The organism is Neobacillus drentensis (assembly GCF_036965645.1).
GTDB lineage: Bacteria > Bacillota > Bacilli > Bacillales > Cytobacillaceae > Neobacillus > Neobacillus drentensis_D.
The window spans coordinates 11,700-35,947 of the sequence record NZ_JBALPZ010000044.1; the positions used below are offsets into that span (position 1 = coordinate 11,700).

The window sequence follows — 24,248 nt, forward strand, 5'->3', positions numbered from 1 at the left end:
CACTTCCTTCAATTAAGATTCAACTAATTCTTTTGTATCCTCCAAACGGACAGATACAAGCTTTGAAACACCCGATTCCTGCATGGTTACTCCATATAGAACATCGGCCTCTTCCATCGTACCTTTTCGGTGCGTTATGACAATGAATTGTGTTTCCTTACTATACCTTTTTAAATATTGGCTGAAGCGGTGTACATTGGCTTCATCTAAAGCTGCCTCTACCTCATCTAGAATACAGAATGGTACCGGCCGTACTTTTAAAATGGAAAATAACAAAGCAATCGCGGTTAGTGCACGTTCTCCTCCTGATAACAGTCCAAGATTCTGCAGTTTTTTACCCGGCGGCTGGGCAACAATTTCTACACCGGTATTCAAGAGATCCTCTGGTTCAGTTAAGACTAAGTCCGCTCTCCCTCCCCCAAAAAGGGTCCGGAATGTCGGTTCAAAATGTTCTCGAATCCCCTCAAATGTTTGTTCGAAGCGTCTCTTCATTTCAGTATCCATTTCCTCAATAACCTTGTAAAGAGTATCTTTTGCTTCCTGAAGGTCCGTTTTTTGTTCATTTAAAAACTCATAGCGTTCAGAAACCCGTTCATATTCTTCAATTGCCCCAAGATTAACATTGCCGAGTTCTTCAATTGCGAGCTTAATTAATTTAACCTTTTTCCTTGCTTCATCTACAGGGATCATTAATGGATACTGTTCCTTCGCTCCCTCAAATGATAGAAGATATTCTTCTCTGAGCTGAGCAAGGCGATTTTCCAGCTCCACATCTAAGCGGTTAATTTTTACTTCTTCATCCTTTAAAACGACGATCATCCCTTTTTGAAGTCGCTTTAACTCTTTTGCTTCTAATTCACTATTTTCAAGTGAGTCCTGCATCGACAACCGCTCTTGTCTTCTTTCCGTAATTAACGTTAAGGTTGCTTCTTTATCCCGTTGCTTTCTTTTTGCGGCTGCTTCTAGTTGTACTTCCCCAGAGGAACTATTCGTCATTTCAGAATTTAGAAGGTTTAGATCCTCTGTAAAAATGAAGAGCTTTTGCTCACTTTCCTTTAAATCATCTTGGAGCAGTGTTAAGCGCTCTTTTGCATGGGTAAACTGTTCATTCTTCGAAGCAAACTCTATCTTCAACTCATTAATTTCATTAGTTAAGGTTTCCTTCGAGCTAAGATCACTTGTTTTTTGTTCTGTTAGTTTCGTAATTTGTGCATCTAACTCGGCAATCGTTATCTTATAAGACTCAAATGCCTCCACTAACTCCATTTTTCTTTTTAACAGTGATTCTCTCTCTTCCGTCAATTGTCCTTTTTCAAGATCATATAGAGCTAAACGGTCATTCAGGTTTTTCTCTTGCAGATCTGCCTCACGAAGGTCACCCTTAACAGTTTGCTCTGTTAATCTTAATGACTCCCCATCCTGTCGAAATTCATCTACTTGCTTTTCAGCCTGTTGAACTTCAGCTTTTAACCCCTTTACCGCTGTTTCCAAGCCTGCTGTTTTTTCTTCCATCATGACGAGCTTATCTTTTAAATTTTCAAGCTCCCCTTTTCTGGTTAACAGAGACGACGTCCTTTGCTTAACAGCTCCACCGGTCATCGAACCGCCAGGGTTCACAATATCGCCATCTAATGTCACCATTCTTGCACGATATTGAAGGATTTTAGCTAACTCATTAGCTCCTTTTAAGTCTTTTGTAATGACGACATTTCCGAGCAGGTTGTTCATAATCTCAGAATACTTCGGATCATGTTTAACGAGATTTACAGCTGGTCCAATCAAAGATGGATGGTTTTGAATGGAAGACAGCTGAGCAGCTGATAATGGCCGTCCCTTTATGACACTCAGCGGTAAAAATGTAGCCCGGCCAAATGAGTTCTGCTTCAAATATTGAATAGCTGTACGTGCATTTTGCTCGTTATCCACCACAATATGCTGAAGCGCCCCCCCAAGGGCTGTTTCAATTGCTGTTTCATAATCTTTTGGAACCTTTACAAGCTCCGCAACTGCCCCTTCAATTCCCTTTAATTTATGACCACGGGCTTTTAAAACCTCTTTAACACCCTGAAAAAAGCCAGCAAAATCTTCTTCCATCTCTTCAAGCATTTCTTTTCGAGACTTTGCTTGCTGAAGCAGCTGATAGGCTTGATACAATGTTTTTTCTTGTTTTTCGTAATTAGATTTAACTGTTTCCAGCTCACGCTTTCCCTCACGATAGCTTACCAACTGACCAGCTAATTTCTTTTGTACCTCTTCTAAGGCAGATTGAATTTCCCGCTTTTTGTTTTGGATGGCAAGTCGCTCTTCAAGATATTTTTCATTTTCTTCATCAAGACGACCTCCTCTTCGCGCTTGTTGCTCCAATTGCTGTTCAATATATTTTATTTCATTCTTCGCACCGGCTTGATCGTTCAATAAGTCGATATATTCACTTTTTAAGGCTTCAATTTTTTCTTCCATATTCTCGGTAAATAAAGGAAGCTTCTCTTGCCGTTCTTTTAATTCAAATTGCAGTTTTTCAACTTGAATCGTTAAATGCCTTACGGTTTCAGCCTGTGTATCTCTATTATCCTTTAACAGACTAATGCGATCTTTTAGTTCTGAGATGTTATTTTTTAGCTGTTCTTTATTTTGTGATGCATTCTTCTTTCGTTCCTTAAGGACTTCTTTCCTGCCCTCCAGCTTTTCCAATTCTTCACTTGCATGTAAAAGGACATTCTGCAAGTCTGTGATTGACTCATCCATGGCAGCCATTTTGTCCCTTGTTTCAACAATCTCCGCTTCTTTGACCTGCAATTTCGAGGAAAGCTTTAGTTCTTCTTGTTGGTGTTCCTCCAGCTGTTTTGAAAGTTGTTCCCATTTTTGGTGAAGGTCTTCTATTTCAAAAACCGTTAACGCCACTTCAATCTTTTCAAGCTCTTCTTTTTTCTCTAAGAAGTCTTTTGCTATTGATGCTTGAATTTTCAGCGGCTCAACTTGACCTTCAAGTTCATGGAGAATATCATACACACGATTTAAATTATCCTGTGTTTCAAACAATTTTACTTCTGCCTTTTTCTTGCGGTTCTTATATTTTAAAACCCCTGCAGCCTCTTCAAAAATCGTTCGGCGGTCCTCCGCCTTGCTATTTAATATTTCTTCTACTTTTCCTTGGCTGATAATCGAAAAAGCTTCCCGGCCAAGACCAGAATCCATAAATAAATCAATAATGTCTTTAAGGCGGCATGACTGTTTATTAATGTAGAAGTCACTATCACCAGAGCGGGAGACCCTTCTAGTCACGCTAACCTCATTAAAATCAATCCCTAATCCTTGATCGGTATTGTCTAATGTTAGTGTCACTTCGGCAAAATTAAGGGCTTTTCTAGAATCACTTCCAGCAAAAATTATATCCTCCATCTTGCTGCCTCTTAAAGACTTGGCTGATTGTTCCCCTAATACCCAGCGAATCGCATCGGTAATATTACTCTTACCACTGCCATTAGGACCAACTACAGCCGTTACTCCAGGAACAAAATCAACTTCAATGCGTTCAGCAAAAGATTTAAAGCCAATAATGTCCAACCGTTTTAAAAACATTTTTTTTATCCTCCCTATGCTGCATGGGGATTTCTCCTGCCACCATTGTCTTTTCTAGGTTGTTTTTGTTTTTAACATCTTTAGGGCCATTTCAGCGGCATGTTGTTCCGCTTCTTTTTTAGATTTTCCTGAACCTACACCAAGTTCGGCCCCATTAAGAGATACTCTTGAAACAAATTCTTTATTATGGGCAGGGCCTTTTTCCTGGAGGACACGATATTCAATGATACCTACTCCATCGCGCTGAACAAGCTCTTGTAATTGACTTTTAAAATCCATCACATGAGAAAAAGCACCGGCATTTATTTTAGGAAAGACCACTCTCTCAAGGAATTCGACCACTTTTTCAATCCCTTGATCTAAATAGAGTGCACCAATGAAAGCTTCAAACACATCAGCTAGCAGAGCTGGGCGTTCACGGCCGCCTGTCATTTCTTCACCTTTGCCTAGCAGTATATGTTTGCCAAACTCTAGTTCATTTGCTAGTGACACTAGTGAAGGTTCACAAACGATGGCTGCACGCAGTTTGGTTAATTCCCCCTCCGTCATCGTAGGGTATTTTTTAAAGAGGAATTGCGAAACCGTTAATTCCAAGACAGCGTCTCCTAAAAATTCAAGTCTTTCATTATCTTCGAATGGCTTTCTGCGATGCTCATTCACATAGGATGAATGAGTAAATGCTTGTTTTAATAATTTTTCGTTTTCAATCGTAACACCGACTGAAATTTGAAAATCCTTAAATGGATTTTCCTTTGCGCGATTTACTTCATTTTCTTTACCGTTCTTGCGCATGAATTTCTCCACCTTGCATCAAATTTACATTCTATCTAATAAGAGTTTAAAAAAGTTTCCATGAAAACGCAAAGAAACTTGGCAGATAGTTTGCCAAGTTCTATCATACAGAATAAAGCTCCGTTTGAAAACGGAGCTTTTGAATAAATCTAACGGGATTATTTACTGCTATTTATGTAATTAACAGCATCACCAACTGTACTGATTTTTTCAGCATCATCGTCAGAAATTTCCATATCGAACTCATCTTCTAATTCCATTACTAGTTCAACTACGTCAAGGGAATCAGCGCCAAGATCATCTTTAAATGAAGCTTCAAGCTTAACTTGAGACTCATCAACACCTAAGCGGTCTACGATGATTTTTGTAACACGTTCTAATACCTCTGCCATACTTGTTCACCTCCCCTCAAGCTATTATAGAGTATTTCATAAAAAAGATAAATCTAAAAAAAAATTATTTTCACATTACCATGCCGCCATCGACATGGAATGTCTGGCCAGTTATATAGGCTGAATCATCTGATGCGATAAAAGCGGTTATTTTAGCAATATCCTTCGGTTCCCCTAAACGTGCAAGCGGGATTTGCTTGAGCATTTCTGCCTTTACTTCTTCCGGTAACTTATCAGTCATATCTGTGGTAATAAAACCAGGGGCAATCGCATTGACTGTAATATTCCGTGATGCCAGTTCTTTAGCCGTTGTTTTAGTTAAACCAATGACACCAGCCTTTGCCGCTACATAGTTTGCCTGACCTGGATTGCCGCTTACACCGACTATAGAAGCAAGATTAATGATCCGGCCAACACGCTGCTTCATCATTTGTCTTGTTACAGCTTTCGTGCAGAGGAACACACCTTTTAGGTTGGTATTGATGACATCATCCCATTCCTCTTCCTTCATTCTCATTAATAAATTATCTCTTGTAATCCCGGCATTATTAACGAGGATGTCTAGTCTTCCGAAACGATCCACTGTGGCTTTTATCATTTCTGACACTTCTTCAGAATTGGCGACATTACATTTTACCGTAAAGGCATCTCGGCCAATGGCCTTAATTTCATCTACAACCTCATTCGCTTTTGCTTCACTGCCTGCAAAATTGACGGCCACCTCGGCACCTTGTCTTGCCAATTCTAGGGCAATTTCTCTGCCGATTCCCCGGGATGCTCCTGTTACAAGAGCAAATTTCCCTGCTAAATTCATAGCTTTTCCTCCTTTAAAGCGTCCAATACGGTTTGAGCGCTCGCTTCATCCGATACCGAATACGTTTTAACTGTCTTATCAATTTTTTTAATTAAGCCTGATAGTACTTTCCCTGGACCAATTTCAATAAATGTATCGACTCCAAGGCTTATCATTTTTTCAACAGAATCTTCCCATAGTACTGGGGAGTATAGCTGTTCAATTAACTTATCTTTAATTTCTAAACTAGAATTAATCGGTTCGGCCGTAACATTTGCGATCACAGGGATATTGGCATCCTTCATTTCAAGTCCGTCTAAAACTTCTCTCAATTGATTAGCTGCAGGTTTCATTAGAGTCGAATGGAATGGTCCGCTTACCTCTAAAGGCAGTACACGTTTTGCACCGGCTTCTTTTGCTTTAGCACTTGCAACTTCTACACCTTCTCTTGAACCAGAAATGACAATCTGACCGGGACAGTTTAAGTTGGCTAATGAAACTGATAAACCAGACTCATTGACCTCATCAGCTACATTTTGAAGAGCATTTCGGTCTAATCCTAAAACAGCCGCCATGGAACCCTCACCATTCGGTACCGCATGCTCCATAAACTCTCCCCGTTTACGCACAGCATACACTCCATCTTCAAAAGATAACACTCCAGCCGCAACAAGAGCCGTATATTCACCTAAGCTGTGCCCAGCAACAAAATCTGCCTTAACCCCGGATTGTTGAAAGAAGTCTAAGATCGCGATACTTGTCGTTAACAATGCTGGCTGGGTATTATAAGTCAATGTCAACTCTTCTTTTGGCCCTTCAAAGATTAGATTACTTAATGGAACGTTCAATCTTTCATCCGCTTTTGAAAAATAGTTCATAATTTGTGGATGTTTTTCCGCTAACTCTTTCCCCATTCCCACTGTTTGTGAACCCTGTCCAGGAAAAACAAAAGCTAGTTTACTCATTTCAACACCTCTATTGTTCTAATTTAGCAGTATCTGATTCTTCTACTGCTTTTTGAATTAATTGGACCACATTGTTGCCTGCCATTTCCCTTGTCTGCCTAATAGCACTAAAGATTGCTTGAGCATTGGAAGAGCCATGCGCCTTAATGACAGGCGCCTTTAAACCGAAAAGGGCTGCACCGCCATACTCAGAATAATCCATTGTATTTTTTAGCGCCATTAGGTTGGGTTTTAGGACTGCTGCAGCTAGTTTGCTTGTAAAGCTGCTCATTAATGCTGTTTTTAGCATTTTAAACATCGATAAAGCAGTCCCTTCAAGTGTTTTCAACACCATATTCCCGGTGAATCCATCTGTCACGACAACGTCTGCAACGCCGTCAAGTAAATCACGTGCCTCGACATTGCCGACAAAATTCAGATTCGTGTTTTTTAATAAAGCAAAGGTATTCTTTGTAAGCTCGTTCCCTTTCTTTTCTTCCGTTCCGATATTTAAGAGCCCTACTCTTGGCCGTTTCAGCCCTCTAACCTTTTCACTATAAATAGAACCCATAATAGCATATTGAACTAAATGTTCAGGCTTAGCATCGGCATTAGCCCCAACATCGAGAAGCAGGAAGCCTTCACCCCCGATGGTTGGTAAGGTCGGTGCAAGGGCAGGACGATCAATTCCTTCTATTCGTCCTACTACAAATAGTCCAGCTGCCATTAATGCCCCTGTATTCCCTGCTGAGATGCAGGCATCGGCCAATCCATCAGTTACTTGTTTTGCTGCCAAAACCATTGAGGCTTCTTTTTTACGACGGACCGCCCTTACTGGTTCATCAGTTCCAAGTATTACTTCCGTTGTATGTAAAACCGAAATCCTCTCGTGATTCGTTAGTGTTTCTTTGATTTTGTTTTCGTCCCCAACAAGGGTAATATGTATATCAGAAAAGGACTGAACAGCCTTCATTGCACCTAATACGATTTCTTTTGGGGCATGATCTCCGCCCATGGCATCGATTGCTATTTTCATGTTTCTCATCCCTTAATAATTTTTCGAACGGTACATTTCAAATTCTCCGGTGAAAACCAGTTCGTTATTAACAAAACTATTTACTTCCACAAATGTTCTCCCTGAATTTTCTATTTTAGCTACCTTAGCTTTGGCAATAACCCGTTCATTCAAATTAACGGAACGTATAAATTGAATATTTGCTTTTGCCGTTAAGGCTAATTCGTCATTAATGACAGCAACCGCAAGAGAATTTGCCTGAGCAAAAACGTGATGTCCTCGTGCAATATTATTGCGCTTGAAAACATGCTCTTTCTTTACATCAAAAATGGATATGGCATTTTGGTCTAACTCTATATGGATTATTTCACCAATTATTTCTTCTAATGGCAAGGATCGGACTTCATCTTCAAATCGTTTCTCAGCGACCGTTTTTATTCGTTCGCGCAATTCCGGTATTGACAACTCTAAACGATCAAGACGGATCGTTTGTACACTTACTTGAAACTTTTCTGCTAATTCCTCATCGGTAATGAAAGGATTTTCTTTAATTGTTGAAGTTAATAATTGTTGTCGTTCTTTTTTACTTCGTCTCATGAATTTTCACACCGTCCGAGCTCTTATGACTAGGTACTAAGAGTAGTATAAAATTTAAAAAAGCAGATTGCAAGATATAATTTTATCACAAATTCCGAAGTGCCCGGTTTCCGACAGGTTGTTCGAGTCACCGGACACTTAGTAGACGGCGCGAAGTTGGTAAGAGTACTTGAATGCTTAATCTAGTTTTTCCCCTTCTAACACTCCTGATTCTTTAATTTTATCCCGCAAATACAGATATTCAGGGTCTTTCCAAAAATACTCTGAATTGATCAGCATGCTGGCATCATTTCTAGCTGTTTCAAGTGCACGATAGTCATGCACCATGTCGGCTACCTTAAACTCTGGGACTCCACTTTGTTTTTTCCCAAAGAAGTCCCCTGGCCCTCTTAGTTCTAAATCTTTTTCACTTAAGACAAAACCATCATTTGTTTCCGTCATAATTCGCATTCTTTCTTGGCCTACTTCTGTTTTTGGACTAGCCAGCAAAATACAATAAGATTGAGCACTGCCACGTCCAACACGGCCCCGCAGCTGATGCAGCTGAGATAGCCCAAACCGCTCCGCATCATAGATCACCATCATTGTCGCATTTGGCACATTTACACCTACCTCGACGACCGTAGTCGAAACCAGGACCTGAACGACATTTTCACTGAATGCCTTCATTACGGTTTCCTTTTCCTCTGATGTTAAACGGCCGTGCATAAGCCCTACTTTAAACCGATTTTGAAAAAATTGGCTTAATGTCATGTGAACATCGATTGCATTTTGTACATCCAGCTTTTCGGACTCCTCAATTAAAGGGCATATCACATAAGCCTGATGTCCTTTCAACAATTCCTTCTCAATAAATCCGAGAACCCGCTCTAGCATCTCCGGCTTTGCCCAATAGGTCTCGATTGATTTTCTTCCCGCCGGCATTTCGTCGATAATGGATACATCCATTTCTCCAAAAACCGTAATGGCAAGCGTTCGAGGAATAGGAGTGGCTGTCATAAACAGGACATCTGGATTCTCGCCTTTTTCACGTAAAATCCTTCGCTGCTCCACCCCAAAACGGTGCTGCTCATCGGTAATAACAAACCCAAGCTTGTTAAATGATACCTCATCTTGGATGAGTGCATGGGTACCGATTAAGATATCCACCTTGCCTTCTTGTAAATCTTTAAGTATTTCACGTCTCTGTTTTCCTTTAATAGAGCTTGTTAAAAGTTCGCATCTGACTTGTACCGGCTCTAACATCTTTTTTAACGATTCCGCATGCTGTTCTGCTAAAATCTCTGTTGGTACCATTAAGGCCCCCTGATAGCCAGCGGTTATAGTCGCGTAAAGACCAATCGCTGCTACAACCGTTTTACCAGAGCCTACATCCCCTTGGAGCAGACGACTCATATGGTAGGGGGATTTTAAATCTGCTAATATCTCATTAACAACCTTTTTTTGGGCATTTGTTAATGGGAAGGGAAGACTATTGATTAGCTCCATTAATTTGTCCAAGTTATATTTTTGCTTGATTCCTGGAGAATGTTCCCTTTCAAATTTCCTTAATGCTTGCATCTTCAATTGAAACAAAAGAAATTCTTCATATACAAAACGCCTTCTTGCTTGCTTAACTTCCTCTGGACTATTTGGAAAATGCATGATTTTTAGAGCATCCCGTTTACCCATCAGGCGATATCTTTTCAAGAAAGGATCTGGAAGGGTCTCGTCTATTTGCTGCCCATATTGTTGGAAGGCAAGATGGATAAACTTCCGCATCCCTTTTGTTGTGACCTTGCCTCTTAGGGAGTAAACAGGTTCGAAGTCGTTTGACTTCGTGTTATTCCCCATTTGCATTTCAGTTGCAGTAATGGTTTGCCGGTGTGCATCCCATTTACCAGTGACGGTAATTGTTTCATTCATGTGGATTTTATTTTTTAAATACGGCTGATTAAAGAACACTACCTTTATCAGATAAGAACCGACAAAAAGCCGAATTGTTAACTTTGATTTCTTTCTGCCAAAATAGTTAAGAGAAGGCTCACTATGAACCTTCCCTTCCACTGTCACTTTCTCATCATGCTGTACCTCGGCTAGATCTTTTAGCGAATAGTCTTCATAACGATACGGAAAGTATTCTAATAAATCACGGATGGTATAAATCCTCATTTCCGCGAAGGATTCTGCTGTTTCTTCCCCAATTCCTTTTAATGCGGTTATTGATTGATTTAGTTCTGTACTCACTTTTCTTTGAGCGGTAAACCGAAGATCTTTGCCTCTAGCTCACGACCTGTCGGTGTAGCCGCCAACCCTCCCTGCCCTGTTTCTTTTAAAGCAGTCGGCATCGATTGGCCGATTCTATACATAGCATCGATTACTTCATCGCATGGAATTCGGCTTGTAATCCCGGCTAGCGCCATATCTGCCGCTACCATCGCATTAGCTGCTCCCATTGCATTACGTTTCACACAAGGAACTTCTACAAGACCGGCAACAGGATCACAGACTAATCCAAGCATATTTTTTAAGGTAATGGCCATAGCCTCTGCACACTGATCTGGAGTTCCACCCGCCATTTCAACGATGGCTGCAGCTGCCATTCCAGATGCGGAGCCAACCTCTGCTTGACAGCCCCCGGCTGCTCCTGATATCGACGCATTATTGGCAACAACAAACCCAAAAGCACCGGCGGTAAACAAAAAGGATATCATTTGCTCTCTAGTTGGATTGAGTTTCTTCTTCACGGCGAACAAGGTACCAGGAACTACTCCTGCTGAGCCTGCGGTTGGCGTTGCACAAATCGTTCCCATTGCTGCATTTACTTCATTTGTCGCCACCGCTTTACTTACTGCATCTAGAATGGTTTCACCTGTTAAAAAGTTACCTTTTTCGATGTATTTTTGAAGAAGGACAGCATCACCCCCAGTTAATCCCGAGTGTGAGGTTACTCCTTTTAAGCCTCTCTCCACCGCTTGCTCCATCACTGTTAAGTTCCTGTCCATAAAGGAAAGGACTTCTTGTCTAGTTCTGCCCGTTACGCTCACTTCTTGCTCAATCATGATCTCAGAAATCTTTTTATTTTGGCTTATGGCTAATTCTACTAATTCAGCGACATTACGAAACACAAACCTTCCCCCTTGCTGTCTAACTGCAGCGCCTAAGGGCTCAGAGTTAAAAGACGAGCCCCTGGTCAGAGCACTGCCGTTTTTAGTATCACTCTACAATCTTTGTTACTTTTAGTATGTTAGGAAGCTGTTCGAGTTCTATAAGAATCTTGTTATCAATATTTTGATCTACTTCGATCGTCATTAGGGCCATCTTGCCTACGTCTTTACGGGCAACTTCCATATGGCCAATATTTAATTCGTATTTGGCTAGGATTTGAGAAACACTGGCTATCGCACCAAAACGGTCATTATGAACAACTAAAATGGCTGGATGATTTCCTGAAAGCTTTAGTTCAAAGCCATTTAGCTCAATAATTTCAATTTTACCGCCACCGATCGAGATACCTACTAATTCCAATTCACCATTAGAATCTCCAATAATGATTCTTGCTGTATTTGGATGATCTGTCACAGCATCTTCTTCAATAAAACGAAGCTTCATCCCTTTTTGTTTGGCGATATCAATCGCATGAATAATTCTTGTATCATCTGTATCAAAATCAAGCAAGCCGCCCACAATGGCTACATCTGTACCATGTCCTTTATACGTCTTTGCAAAAGAGCCATATAAAGAAATATTGGCCCATTTGGGCTCTCTGCCAAACAAGCTTCTAGCCACTCTTCCTATTCTGGCTGCCCCGGCTGTATGGGAACTAGATGGTCCGATCATAACTGGACCAATGATATCGAACACACTTCTATATTTCATTAGGTTCCTCTCCCTTAGTGTTCTTCTATCGTATATATTACGGTCATCCCGCAGGAAAATGATCAACTTTTTTATAAGCAATAAAAAGAAGGGGAAAACCAAAAGCCCCCCTTCTATTTTAGCTGTTTCTTATTCAATTGAAAAGATATATGAATATAATGGCTGACCGCCATTATGAATTTCAATTTCTACATCTTCATAATTTTCTTCAAGGAACGAAGTGAGTTTCGAAACTTCTTCTTCCGTTGCATCTTCACCGTAGATAATGGTAAGAATTTCAGAGTCCTCATCTAGCATCTCTGCTAATAGGTCCTCGGCCGCTTTTCCTTTATCTTTGTTTTTTACTACGATTTTCCCCTCAGAGATTCCCATGAAATCATCTTTTTCAATTTCCAAGCCATCAATAGAGGTATCCCTTACAGCAAATGTGATTTGCCCGGATTTGACATGATGTAACGCTTCTTTCATTGCAGCTTCATTCTCATCTACCGCTGCAGATGGATTAAAGGCAAGGAGAGCTGATAACCCTTGCGGAACCGTCTTAGAAGGAATGACGTAAATCTCGTCATCGGCAACATCTTTTGCTTGTTCTGCCGCCATTATGATGTTTTTATTATTTGGCAAAATGAAGACTTTTTTTGCATGGACATCTTTAACCGCTTTCACAATATCCTCTGTACTTGGGTTCATCGTTTGCCCGCCTTCAATGACAGCATGTGCCCCGATGCTTTTAAATAACTCAGCAATCCCTGCGCCCATTGAAACTGTAACGATCCCATATTCCTGCATTTCTTTTGGTGTCTGGCTGACTTCAGATTTTGCAGCGATGTGAGTTTCACCAACAATATTGGTGTGCTGCTGCCGCATATTTTCAATTTTCATGTTAATCAAATTACCATACCGTTGGCCATATGTTAACACTTCACCTGGCTGTTCTGAATGAATATGAACCTTAACGACATCATCATCGGCAATGACCAATAATGAGTCACCATATTTACTTAGGTCATTGCGGAAGGTACTTTCATCAAACGAATGTTTGGCTACCTTTTCCTGCTCAAAACGAACCATGAATTCGGTACAATAACCAAACACTATATCTTCCGTGTTGATGTGTCCTTGAACACTCTTATGATGTTCTGCACTAACTAACTCCGACATGGACGGAAGCAAGTCTGATGATTCAGGCAGACTTTCGCCCTTTAATTGAGCTAAGAATCCTTCATATACAAAAACAAGTCCCTGTCCGCCGCTATCAACAACACCTACTTCTTTTAAGACAGGAAGCAGATCAGGTGTGCGTTTAAGGGATGCTTTTGCTTCTTTTAAAACTTCTTCCATTATATAGATAATATCTTCTGACTTTTGAGCTGCCGCAAGGGCACTCTTAGCTGAATCTTTGGCAACCGTTAAAATGGTCCCCTCGACAGGCTTCATCACAGCCTTATAAGCTGTTTCTACACCTGCTTCTAGGGCATGAGCAAAATCACTCCCAGAAATAACCGGTTTAGACTCCACTGCCTTCGAGAAACCACGGAATAATTGCGAAAGAATAACACCGGAATTTCCACGTGCTCCCATTAGCAAACCTTTTGAAAGGGCTGCTCCTACTTTCCCAATATGTGCTTGGTTATTATTTTTTACTTCCTTTGCACCGGAGGTCATCGATAAATTCATATTAGTACCGGTATCACCGTCGGGCACTGGAAAAACGTTTAAGGCATCAACCATTTTGGCGTTTGCTGACAAATGATTGGCACCTTGAATCACCATCTCGGCGAAACGTTTTCCATCTAATGCTGTAATTGACACAAACTTTCCTCCTCACTACGGGTTCGTCACGCGAACTCCCTGAACGTAAATATTAACCGAGTCAACGGCAAGTCCAACAGTCTGATCGAGGGTGTATTTAACCTTTGATTGCACGTTGTGGGCAATTTCGGAAATTTTCGTTCCATAGCTGACTATAATGTACATATCAATATGTAAAGCCTCGTTTTCTTGGCGTACTATCACACCACGAGTAAAGTTTTCTTTACGTAGTATTTCCGTGATTCCATCTTTAATTTGATTTTTAGAGGCCATACCGACGATTCCATAGCATTCAATTGCAGCTCCTCCAGCAATTGTTGCAATTACTTCATTTGAAATATCAATTTGTCCGTACTTTGTTTTTAATTCAATGGACATGAATCGTTCCCCCTTTGGAATTTGCTCTCTGACTAAAGCCATTTTACTATAGTCAATCCAATATTGAAAGTCATACTTGCCTGTTACTATAAGAGCATTTAATAAATATCGATGTCAAGGTTTTTTTCTTGAAAGGTTTGTACACAAGTATTGCATTAAGGTACGTTGTGTGATAAATTATTAAGGTATCTCAAGTCTAGAAAATTTTTATACAATTTTCTATATCCAAATGAACATCTAATAGATGCTGTTCTAAGCTTTTGGTAGTTAAGGAGGGAAATCATTATGCCACGTAAATGTGTAGTAACTGGAAGAAAAACAACCACTGGTAACGCACGTTCTCACGCTATGAACGCTAACAAGCGTACATGGGGTGCTAACCTACAAAAAGTACGTATTCTTGTTGACGGAAAGCCTAAGCGTGTTTGGGTTTCTGCAAGAGCGTTAAGATCTGGTAAAGTAGAACGCGTATAAAACATGCGAGCATCCAATTATTGGATGCTTTTTCTTTTGGCAAAATTGTACTTATACATTTTTGTACAAAAAAAGAACAATTTAAACTATGCATTTTAGTATGATCTAAAATGCAAATAAAAAGCACCCAATCGGAAGGGTGCCCATGAATCTAAAGGTCTATTTCTATTCGCCTTTTTTAAATGCACCAATCATCGCCCGGACAAGTCCGCCTAAGAATTTCGGCAGTTTAATTGTATAAAATTTCATACTGTCCCTCCTCACAAATCTACCACAGCTATTTTAAAGCCACTTTTTTCGCACGCCTTACATAGTATTCATACGAACGAAATCAGTACCATGAATTGCATATTAATCGTTACTTCTTATCACTATTAATATGCCTTTGGAAAATGAAAAAGTACCATAATCACTAATAAGTTCATTACTAATACATAGTGTGGATCCGAGGGAAATATGACGGTTTTTAAGCGGATATTTAAAGCCCTCAAGCGTGAGATCAGTAACATCAAGGGTTAAAGGGACAAACGAAATATATTTTTTAGACGCCATTTTTTCAATGGAATAATCTCCTGCCTCTTTTAAAAAAACAATATTTTTTTCGTCAATTAAGTAAACATTGGCAGGGCTATTTACTTTAATCGGATTCAGCAGTAATTGGACATTGGCAAGCAAATGATCAAGTCTGCCACCAGTGGCGCCAAACAGCTGGATCCTTTCAGGCTGTTGTTGAAGGGCCCAATTGAGGGCAAGTTCCATATCGGTTTCATCTTTTTCCGGTTTGTATTTTTTTATGCCGTTTACTTGATGTTCAATCATTAATAATTCTTCTTCACTAACAGAATCAAAGTCACCAAATGCCTTTTCCGGGATAATGTTTCGGTTTAGCAGATGAAAAACCCCCCGGTCAACGCCCACCCAGATTGTCTCATCTCCTTGATAGCGGCTTAAATCAGGGACTAAATCCTCAGGTCCCCCTGCAAGTATATTGATAATCATAAAACATCCCTCTTTACATAAGAAAAGCGCAAGCGCCTTGATCAGCCCCGACAAGCATAAGACGAGCCGGCCGAAAGGTTGCTTTTTAACCTTTTGGACAGATTGGCTGTAGACCATCGAGGGGCTAGGCGCTGAAGCTAGACAATTTTCAAAGTACATTTATCTCATCTATTTAAAGGAAAAAGCCAGCTTTGTAAGCCTGGCTTTACCCTCTTAGTTGTGAAATGGCCTGTTTGTAATCCTCTTGATTATAGACAGCAGAACCAGCCACAAGAACAGTGGCACCCGCCTCGATGCATTGTCTAGCTGTTTCTGGATTAACACCGCCATCAATCTCTATCTCAATTGACAGCCCTTTTTGCTCGGCCATTTCCTTGACTTTCCTTATTTTCGGAAGTACTTCAGGAATAAAGGTTTGTCCCCCAAATCCCGGATTGACAGACATTAGTAACACCATATCAATGTCACCAATAATATGTTGAATAGATTCTACAGGAGTGGCTGGATTCAGGACAACACCTGCTTTAATACCAAATGATTTAATACTTTGAATGGTACGATGCAGATGGCGGGACGCCTCGACATGTACCGTAATAAAATCAGCTCCCGCCTTAGCAAAAGCTTCAATGTACTGATCAGGATTATCAATCATTAAATGTACATCCAATGGAAGCTTGGTAACCGGACGGACAGCCTCTACAATAAGCGGGCCAATTGTTATATTAGGAACAAAGTGGCCATCCATTACATCAATATGGATGTAATCTGCTCCCGCTTGATCAACAGCAATAATTTCTTCCCCCAACTTTGAAAAATCGGCTGAAAGTATAGAAGGTGCAATTTTCACCATGTTAATACCTCGGCTTTCTATCTTTAATTTCCTGTAAAAAATCCCCATAATGCTCATAGCGGTAAGATGGGATTTCTCCAGATTCAACAGCAGCTTTTACACCACATTTTGGCTCAGTCACATGCAGACAGCCGCGAAATTTACAATTTTCACTCGCCCTTTGGATTTCCGGAAAACAAGACGTTAAATCTTCTACTTCAATATTATTGAACTCTAACGAGCTAAAGCCTGGTGTATCAGCAATAAGCCCATTGCCTACCTTTATTAGCTCAACATGCCTGGTCGTATGTTTTCCCCTTCCAAGGTGTGAAGAAATATCATTGGTTTTTAGTTCAAGGTCAGGCCTTAATACATTTAGCAAAGATGATTTTCCGACACCTGATTGTCCGGCAAATACTGAAATCTTATTTTCGATATGAGGATTTAGCAATTCAATCCCTGTTTCTGTTTCTGATGAGGTTAATATTACCTCATACCCTGCAGTCCGGTATTGGTCTGCATATTTTACAATCTTCTCTTTTTCTTCTTTATTAGTTAGGTCCATCTTGGTGATACAAATTAATGGTTCAATACTGTTAAACTCCACCAAGACAAGGAAACGATCTAAAAGCACGGTGCTAAAATCTGGTTCGACCGCTGAAAAAACAAGGATTGCCTGATCCACATTGGCAATAGGCGGACGAACCAATTCATTTTTGCGCGTCTTTACTTCTAAGATATATCCTTCTAAGTCATTTTCAGCTTGAAAAACAACTTCATCACCAACTAGCGGGGTGATCTTGTTCTTCCGAAAAACGCCACGGCCGCGACATTGAATCAGGTTGTCGTCGTAAAGAACATAATAAAAACCGCTTAATGCTTTGACAATTTTCCCTTCAGGCATAGCTACACTCCTTGCCCTTTTACTTACCAAATAATTAATTTTCTCCTTTAAAATCTACACGAATTTTGTCCATCTTATTCAGGCAGAGTAATACTAATTATTTTGTGTTGTGTCAGTCGCTGTGTCAGTCGCTGTGTCAGTCGCTGTGTCAGTAGTTGTTTCTGGTGCTGATTCTGTTGTAGGTTCTGAATCTACATCCGAATAGTTTTTATTTTCATCAATAATCACCTTGTTATCACGAATGACTTTATAACCGGCCTTCTTGCCATATGGAATCATTAATTTAATTTGCTTTTTCGTATTTTCCGTAATATAAAAGGTATCTGCAGGCTCCGTCATACTGTGGTTCATATCCTCGATTAATATGTTCACAAGTTGTTTCTGGCCTGGCTCTCCTGGTATGGCTGGCTCATATGGAATGGATAACTCAATAATCACTTCTTTAGGCGGCTTATCTTCTTTCCCCTTTGATATGACCACCTTTACTTTGTCACCTTTCTCCAATTCCTTCCCCGGTGCTGGATCTTGGGAAATCACCATTCCAGCAGGAACATTTTCATCATATTTTTCCTCTGAAGCATCTATAGTTAGACCTACCAAAGAAGCATAGTCTTGAGCCATTTTTAAATTGTATTGGGTTAAATCTTTTAAAACAATTTTTTCAGGACCTTTACTTACCTCAAATTCGAGGGCCGTTTCGTCTGGAACGACTTTATCTCCAGCGGATAAGTTTTGACTAAGAATAGTCCCAGGTACGCTGTCATCAGTTTGTTCCATTTTTTTTATATCTTTAAATCCTTGCTCTTCGAGTAAACGAATAACATCCTCATATTGCCTTCCCACATAATCGGATAATTCATATTTCTCTTTACCTGTGCTGACATAGATGGTTACCTTTGAATTTTCTTTAACAGTACTACCGCTTTCGGGCACCGTCTTTATTACGTTCCCCTCTTTTATCTCTTCATCGGTTAATTCAACTTTATTTCCGGCTGCTAATCCTTTTAGCTTGAGTTTGGAAATCGCATCGTCTAAGGTCATACCGCTTAAGTCTGGTACCTTTACATCTTTAGGTGCCAACAAAGGAGGTAATAAGGTAAAAGATAATATACCGAGAATGACTAGTACTAAAAAAGTAGATAATAAAACTATCGGCCATTTTTTCCGTTTTTTCGTGTTAGTGTTTCCTTTATTTAACGGATCTTTCTGATTATACGTTGTTTTTTCATTACTATGGACCATTGTTTCATCCAAATTTTTCATTGGTTGATGATTGGTTATAACCGGAATTGCTTTTGTAGCATCATCATCAACTGGAATAGTAAACTTAGGTTCATCCATTCGCTCAGGGCTTAGGGCTGTGCGCAGATCCTCTTCCATTTCATCTACACTATTATAGCGATGAAAAGGGTCCTTTGCGGTAGCCTTTAAGACAATATTCTCAACACTTTGCGGGATGTTTGGATTCCATCTTCTGACAGAAGGTGTTTCCGATTGAAGATGTTTTAACGCAATCGATACTGCTGACTCACCAGAAAACGGCAGCCTGCCTGTCAACAGCTCAAACATGACTATTCCTAATGAATAGATATCGGACTTCCCGTTGGCCATGCCCCCTCTTGCTTGTTCAGGAGATAAGTAGTGCACAGACCCTAAGACAGAATTCGTCTGTGTGATACTTGTCGCACTAAGTGCCATCGCTATACCAAAATCCGTAATCTTAACATTTCCTTCGTGGTCTACCAAAATATTATGCGGCTTGATATCACGATGGATAATACGGTTTTGATGCGCATGCGAAATAGCTGATGTAAGCTGCCTCATGATTTCAATTGAATCCTCGACTCTAAGTGGTGAATTTTGCTGTATGTATTGCTTCAACGTCTGACCATCTACAAATTCCATCACGATATAATATAGGTCATTTTCCTCGCCAACGTCATAGATACTTACAATATTGGGATGTGCAAGACTTGTAGCTGATTGTGCTTCTCTCCGGAATCTGCGGATAAATTCTTCATCATTGGCAAAATCCAGCCGCAGCATCTTCACTGCAACATCACGGTCAAGGATCATATCATGGGCTAGATAGACATTTGCCATGCCTCCTCCGCCAATCATATCCAAAATTTTATAGCGGCCACTTAATCTTTTTCCAATCAACATCTAAACATCATCCTCGCGTGTTTCAGAAAACTCGACAATAGCCAGTGTAATGTTATCCTCTCCACCATTTTCATTTGCAAGTGAGATAAGTGTGTCTGCTTTTTGTTGTAAATTTTCATCATTTTGCAGTATTTCCATCATCTCTGATTCATTGATTTTATTAGAAAGACCATCGGAACAAAGTAAAAGGATGTCTGCTTCTTCAAAAATGATTGTTTTTATATCCATTTCGACTGTTTTTTCCGTCCCTAAGGCACGCAATAGGACATTCTTTCTTGGATGATGTTCAGCATCCTCTTTTGATATTTGTCCAGATCTTACAAGTTCATTGACTAGGGAATGGTCTTCCGTTATTTGTTTATAGCCGGATTCGTTCAACAAATAACCTCTGCTGTCACCAATATTGGCAATCGTCGCAAAAGTGTCCGTAGTTATCGCGGCAACAATTGTTGTCCCCATCCCGTCACATTCAGAATTATTGGTTGCATGGTCAAGTAATAATAGATTAACTTTGTTAATTTGCTTCTTAAGCCAGCTCTCAGCATCACCAGCCGTTTTAATCCCGCTGGATGCTTCCCATTCTGCTTTTAATGCATCGATTGTCATTTCACTCGCTACGTCACCAGCACGGTGGCCGCCCATCCCATCAGCTACAATGGCAAGGCGGTAACCGTCCTTATTTTTAAATACACCACCTGCATCTTCATTATGAAGTCGCACTTTCCCTCTATCTGTCTGAAATACTGCTTTCATCCTTTCACCTCGTCTCTTCCTTCCGCTCCTTTGCACGAAGTTGTCCACATGCTGCAGCAATATCTGATCCCTGCTCTCGGCGGATTGTTACATTAATTCCTAAGTCTTTTAAGGTTTTTTCAAAAGCAAAAATTTTATCCCTTGGTGTACGAACATAATCTCTTTCTGGTACATAATTAACAGGAATTAAATTTACGTGACATTTTAAACCTTTTAAGAGGGCTGCTAGTTCTTCAGCATGCTCGGTTGAATCATTTACACCGCCAAAAAGGCCATATTCAAAACTAATCCGTCTACCTGTCTTATCGATATAATACCGTACTGCCTTCATTAAGTCATTAAGTTTGTATGCCTTATTAATCGGCATTAATCTAGAACGAAGTTCGGTGTTTGGTGCATGAAGTGAAATGGCAAAATTTATTTGTGTGTTTTCATCTGCAAATTGATAGATTTTTGGAACGATTCCACTGGTCGAAACGGTAATATGACGCGCCCCAATATTCAAAGATTTGTCGTGATTAATGATTTTTAAAAAGGCTAACATGTTATCGTAATTATCAAACGGCTCGCCAATCCCCATGATGACCACAGAGTCCACCCGCTCGTCTGTTTCATCCAAGGCCTGTTGGACTTTGACAACTTGAGCAACAATTTCGCCTGCTTCTAAGTGTCTTTTCAAACCGCCAAGGGTCGAAGCACAAAAGGTACAACCGATTCGGCATCCTACCTGTGTAGTAACGCAAACAGAATTACCATAATCATGGCGCATAAGCACCGTTTCAATTGAGTAGCCATCATGAAGTTCAAATAAGAATTTAATGGTTCCATCTGTAGAAGTTTGCTGAATGATGGTATTCAGTGTGGTAATCTGAAAATGACCATCAAGCTTATCTCGCAAGCCCTTTGATAGATTGCTCATATCTTCGAAAGAAGTAATTCTCTTTTTATAGAGCCAATCGAAAATTTGTTCGGCCCGGAATGACTTTTCGCCATTCTCTGACAACCAGTTTTTTAATTCTTCAAGCTGAAGAGAGTAGATTGATTTCTTCTTCATGTCCATTGTTGTTTTTGTCTCAGTTGTATTTAATTGTTCCAACTGTAACACCTTCTTTCTAATGTCTAGCTTCAGCGCCCAGGGGCCTACGCTTTTTTTAAAACTGCGATATAAAACCCATCGGAGCCAATATCTTGCGGGAAAATTTGTAGGTCGTAACCTGTAATTAATGGTTGAATGGCTTCAGGCATCCTGCTTTTAAAAGTGGTATCACCTTCAAACTCCGGATGATTTTCTAAGAATGTTTTAACGGTATGTTCATTTTCACCTTTATCTACTGTACAGGTACTATAAACAAGAATACCGCCTTTTTTTAGAAGCGGAGTAACCGACTCTAAAAGGGTTTGTTGAATACTGCTTAAACGTTCTATGTCTTGTTCCGTTTTTGTATATTTCATGTCAGGTTTTCTTCTCATTACCCCAAGTCCAGAACATGGGGCATCGAGGAGAATTCGATCGAATGATTCAAGCTTGAACTTTTCCTGTAGATGTCTAGAATCCGCAACACTTGTAATAATATTTGTTAACCCTAATCGCTTGGCATTATCATTGATTAATCTTACTTTGTGCTGATGAAGGTCAACCGATATCACTTCACCCGTATTATTCATTTTTTCAGCAATATGGGTACTTTTCCCGCCCGGCGCAGCACATGCATCGAGAATATATTCATCTTCCCTTGCACCCAATGCATAAGCAGCAAGCATCGAACTCTCATCTTGGATTGTGAACATTCCATAGTTAAACGCGATCGTAGAGGCGAGGTTCCCTTTTAGCGCCCTAATCGCTTCAGGGATAACTGGACTTTTTTCAATCTGGAATCCATCCTCTTCCAAAAGGGCAACACATTCATCTCTAGAAATTTTCGTAAGGTTAATCCTTGCAGTTTGCATTGGAGCGGTTAAATTAATCTCACACATTTCTCTCGTCTTATCATAACCAAATTGGTTTACCCATCTTGAAACCAGCCAAAGCGGGTGGCTGGTTTCAAGCGCTAATCTTTCAATAGGGTCGGACACATCATTTAAGGAAGGGAGTCCTTGCCGCTGGATATTTCTTAGCACGCCATTCACTAAACTGGCAATCCCTTTATGTCCGCGTTCTTTTGCAATTTCTACTGCTTCATAAATAGCAGCCCGATCTGGAATTCGATCGAGATAAATCATTTGATAGAGCGTTAATCTAAGTAAATGATGGATCCAGTTGGCTAATTTTTTATTGTCTTTAATAAAAGGTGTTAAGTAAAAGTCAAGTGCCATTCGACGCTGCAAAGTTCCATACGTCAGCTCGGTTAATAGCCCAACATCCACAGCGGACAATTGGTTCTTTTCAATTGTGCTGTTTAGAAGTAAATTGCTATATGATTGGTTTTTCTCAATGGTCACTAAAAGATCCATAGCGATTGCACGTACATTTTTTTTCGTAGAGGTCATCTTATTCTCCCAGCTTGCTGCCCAATGTAATTTTTGAACCAGCACCTCTTAAAAATTGTTCACTTAGCATTTTTGTTTTACCCGAGGGCTGTAGTTCAATTATTTTAATGGCTGTTTCATTTCCAGTTCCAACGGTAAAGCCATCTGATTCTATTTTTAAAATCGTTCCGGGGTCACCCTTTATGCCAGTAACTTTTTCGGACTTCCAAATCTTTAAAACCTGACCCTCCATGGTCGTAAAAGCGACTGGCCACGGGTTTAAACCACGGATATGGTTGTATATTTCCTCTCCCGATTTCTCCCACTCAATCTTTTCCTGTTCACGTTTAATGTTGGTGGCAAAAGTAGCCTCCGCCTCATTTTGGGGCTTGGGTGTAAGTCGGCCCGCCAGTAAAAGAGGCAGAGTTTCCGATAACAATTTAGCCCCCGCTTCACTTAACTTTTCAAAAAGTGTCCCAACATTATCATTTTCACTAATCGGTACTTCTACGCTAGTTAAGATATCACCAGCATCTAATTTTTCGACCATATACATAATGGTGACGCCGGTCTTCTTTTTCCCTTGCATAATAGCATAATGGATAGGCGCGCCGCCGCGAAGTTCAGGCAGTAATGAAGCATGTACATTTATGCAGCCGAATTTTGGAGCCTCTAATAACTCCTTAGGTAAAATTTGCCCAAAAGCAGCCGTAACAATTAAATCCGGCTCTAGAGCTAGAATTTTTCTGAGTTCCTCTTCCTGGCGGATTTTTTCTGGTTGATAGACAGGGATTCCATGTTTGACTGCTTCTACCTTTACAGGTGGAGGTGTTAAAACTTTCTTTCGCCCTACTGGCCGGTCAGGCTGGGTTACTACCCCAATCACTTCATAACCATCCTTAATGATTTGCTGTAAAACATTCACTGAAAAATCCGGGGTACCCATAAAAACGATTTTGGTCATTCACTTTCTACTCCTTTTAACTCATCTTCCTCAAGATATCGGGAAACCTTTGTGGTAAAAAGAATACCGTCTAGATGATCAATTTCATGCTGAACGGCTCTGGCTAAGAAACCTTCAGCCTCAAGTGTATATTCTCTTCCTTTTCGATCAAGTGCTTCGATCTTCACATAATTTGGCCGAGTCACCTCGCCATACAATCCGGGAAAACTAAGACAGCCTTCTGGATCTGTTTGTTCTCCAGATGTTTCGATAATGCGCGGATTAATCATTTCTATTGTGCCGAGTTCATCATCTATATCTACAATTGCTATTCTGGCATCAAGTCCAATTTGCGGCGCAGCAAGTCCTACCCCATCATATTCAATCATCGTATCATACATATCATCTAAAATACGTGTTAATTTTTTATCAAATTTCACTACTGCTTGGCATGATTTCTCCAGAATCTCAGCAGGGTGAAACACTATTTTTCTTATTGCCAATTTTGTTCCTCCATTATTTCAAAGCTGGTTAAGCTGTATATTTTTATATTA

Annotated in this window: 23 protein-coding genes; 1 reads left to right on the top strand and 22 read right to left on the bottom strand. The window is 40.2% G+C overall.

Features of this window, described 5'->3' with window-relative positions; translation table 11 throughout:
• Window positions 1–12 precede the first annotated feature (12 nt).
• From smc to V7266_RS09200, 12 genes are all read right to left on the bottom strand, one after another.
• Window positions 13–3,579: a chromosome segregation protein SMC gene (gene smc, locus V7266_RS09145; RefSeq protein ID WP_335467582.1), complete on the bottom strand. Its 3,567-nt coding sequence runs from the start codon at window positions 3,577–3,579 to the stop codon at window positions 13–15.
• Between the two features lie 54 nt (window positions 3,580–3,633).
• Window positions 3,634–4,371: a ribonuclease III gene (gene rnc, locus V7266_RS09150; RefSeq protein WP_335467583.1), complete on the bottom strand. Its 738-nt coding sequence runs from the start codon at window positions 4,369–4,371 to the stop codon at window positions 3,634–3,636.
• A 158-nt stretch (window positions 4,372–4,529) separates the two neighbouring features.
• The gene (gene acpP / locus V7266_RS09155; RefSeq protein ID WP_098528750.1) at window positions 4,530–4,763 is read right to left on the bottom strand and encodes an acyl carrier protein; all 234 of its coding nucleotides are present in this window, start codon (window positions 4,761–4,763) and stop codon (window positions 4,530–4,532) included.
• A 70-nt stretch (window positions 4,764–4,833) separates the two neighbouring features.
• Window positions 4,834–5,577, bottom strand: coding sequence for a 3-oxoacyl-[acyl-carrier-protein] reductase (fabG, locus tag V7266_RS09160; protein WP_335467584.1), 744 nt, complete (start codon window positions 5,575–5,577; stop codon window positions 4,834–4,836).
• Complete coding sequence (gene fabD, locus V7266_RS09165) at window positions 5,574–6,521, bottom strand: ACP S-malonyltransferase (RefSeq protein ID WP_335467585.1); 948 nt, start codon at window positions 6,519–6,521, stop codon at window positions 5,574–5,576. Before fabD ends, fabG begins: the two co-directional genes overlap by 4 nt.
• 10 nt (window positions 6,522–6,531) lie before the next feature.
• A complete protein-coding gene (gene plsX / locus V7266_RS09170; protein WP_335467586.1) occupies window positions 6,532–7,536 on the bottom strand; it encodes a phosphate acyltransferase PlsX in 1,005 nt (334 codons plus the stop codon).
• Between the two features lie 12 nt (window positions 7,537–7,548).
• Entirely contained in the window at window positions 7,549–8,112 is a 564-nt protein-coding gene (gene fapR, locus V7266_RS09175; protein ID WP_335467587.1) for a transcription factor FapR, read from the bottom strand.
• 177 nt (window positions 8,113–8,289) lie between these two features.
• Entirely contained in the window at window positions 8,290–10,338 is a 2,049-nt protein-coding gene (recG, locus tag V7266_RS09180) for an ATP-dependent DNA helicase RecG (protein WP_335467588.1), read from the bottom strand.
• On the bottom strand, window positions 10,335–11,219 hold the full coding sequence (gene sdaAA / locus V7266_RS09185) for an L-serine ammonia-lyase, iron-sulfur-dependent, subunit alpha (RefSeq protein ID WP_335467589.1): 885 nt from the start codon (window positions 11,217–11,219) through the stop codon (window positions 10,335–10,337). Before sdaAA ends, recG begins: the two co-directional genes overlap by 4 nt.
• An 88-nt stretch (window positions 11,220–11,307) precedes the next feature.
• On the bottom strand, window positions 11,308–11,970 hold the full coding sequence (sdaAB, locus tag V7266_RS09190; protein ID WP_335467590.1) for an L-serine ammonia-lyase, iron-sulfur-dependent subunit beta: 663 nt from the start codon (window positions 11,968–11,970) through the stop codon (window positions 11,308–11,310).
• Between the two features lie 129 nt (window positions 11,971–12,099).
• Window positions 12,100–13,782 (bottom strand): DAK2 domain-containing protein, encoded by a 1,683-nt coding sequence (locus V7266_RS09195; RefSeq protein WP_335467591.1) that lies wholly within the window; start codon window positions 13,780–13,782, stop codon window positions 12,100–12,102.
• Window positions 13,783–13,797: 15 nt separating this feature from the next.
• Window positions 13,798–14,160 (bottom strand): Asp23/Gls24 family envelope stress response protein, encoded by a 363-nt coding sequence (locus V7266_RS09200; protein WP_098528767.1) that lies wholly within the window; start codon window positions 14,158–14,160, stop codon window positions 13,798–13,800.
• A gap of 285 nt (window positions 14,161–14,445) precedes the next feature.
• On the opposite strand from V7266_RS09200, the gene rpmB reads away from it, so the two are divergent.
• Window positions 14,446–14,634 carry a 50S ribosomal protein L28 gene (rpmB, locus tag V7266_RS09205; RefSeq protein WP_053475625.1) on the top strand — a complete coding sequence of 63 codons (189 nt, stop codon included), beginning with the start codon at window positions 14,446–14,448 and terminating at the stop codon, window positions 14,632–14,634.
• Window positions 14,635–14,799: 165 nt separating this feature from the next.
• Here the strand turns inward: rpmB and spoVM are convergent, their stop codons facing one another.
• The 10 genes from spoVM to def form a co-directional block, all read right to left on the bottom strand.
• Window positions 14,800–14,883, bottom strand: a complete 84-nt coding sequence (spoVM, locus tag V7266_RS09210) for a stage V sporulation protein SpoVM (RefSeq protein WP_098528769.1) — start codon at window positions 14,881–14,883, stop codon at window positions 14,800–14,802.
• Window positions 14,884–14,985: 102 nt separating this feature from the next.
• Window positions 14,986–15,633: a thiamine diphosphokinase gene (locus V7266_RS09215; protein WP_335467592.1), complete on the bottom strand. Its 648-nt coding sequence runs from the start codon at window positions 15,631–15,633 to the stop codon at window positions 14,986–14,988.
• 205 nt (window positions 15,634–15,838) lie between these two features.
• A complete protein-coding gene (gene rpe / locus V7266_RS09220; RefSeq protein ID WP_335467593.1) occupies window positions 15,839–16,483 on the bottom strand; it encodes a ribulose-phosphate 3-epimerase in 645 nt (214 codons plus the stop codon).
• 1 nt (window position 16,484) lies between these two features.
• The gene (rsgA, locus tag V7266_RS09225) at window positions 16,485–17,366 is read right to left on the bottom strand and encodes a ribosome small subunit-dependent GTPase A (RefSeq protein ID WP_335467594.1); all 882 of its coding nucleotides are present in this window, start codon (window positions 17,364–17,366) and stop codon (window positions 16,485–16,487) included.
• 93 nt (window positions 17,367–17,459) lie between these two features.
• A complete protein-coding gene (gene pknB / locus V7266_RS09230; RefSeq protein ID WP_335467595.1) occupies window positions 17,460–19,532 on the bottom strand; it encodes a Stk1 family PASTA domain-containing Ser/Thr kinase in 2,073 nt (690 codons plus the stop codon).
• Window positions 19,533–20,285 (bottom strand): Stp1/IreP family PP2C-type Ser/Thr phosphatase, encoded by a 753-nt coding sequence (locus V7266_RS09235; protein WP_335467596.1) that lies wholly within the window; start codon window positions 20,283–20,285, stop codon window positions 19,533–19,535.
• 4 nt (window positions 20,286–20,289) lie between these two features.
• Window positions 20,290–21,381: a 23S rRNA (adenine(2503)-C(2))-methyltransferase RlmN gene (gene rlmN / locus V7266_RS09240; protein WP_335467597.1), complete on the bottom strand. Its 1,092-nt coding sequence runs from the start codon at window positions 21,379–21,381 to the stop codon at window positions 20,290–20,292.
• Window positions 21,382–21,425: 44 nt separating this feature from the next.
• Window positions 21,426–22,772: a 16S rRNA (cytosine(967)-C(5))-methyltransferase RsmB gene (gene rsmB / locus V7266_RS09245; protein WP_335467598.1), complete on the bottom strand. Its 1,347-nt coding sequence runs from the start codon at window positions 22,770–22,772 to the stop codon at window positions 21,426–21,428.
• Between the two features lies 1 nt (window position 22,773).
• The gene (gene fmt, locus V7266_RS09250; protein WP_335467599.1) at window positions 22,774–23,715 is read right to left on the bottom strand and encodes a methionyl-tRNA formyltransferase; all 942 of its coding nucleotides are present in this window, start codon (window positions 23,713–23,715) and stop codon (window positions 22,774–22,776) included.
• Window positions 23,712–24,197 (bottom strand): peptide deformylase, encoded by a 486-nt coding sequence (gene def / locus V7266_RS09255; RefSeq protein WP_335467600.1) that lies wholly within the window; start codon window positions 24,195–24,197, stop codon window positions 23,712–23,714. The genes fmt and def overlap by 4 nt, the downstream gene beginning before the upstream one ends.
• Window positions 24,198–24,248 lie beyond the last annotated feature (51 nt).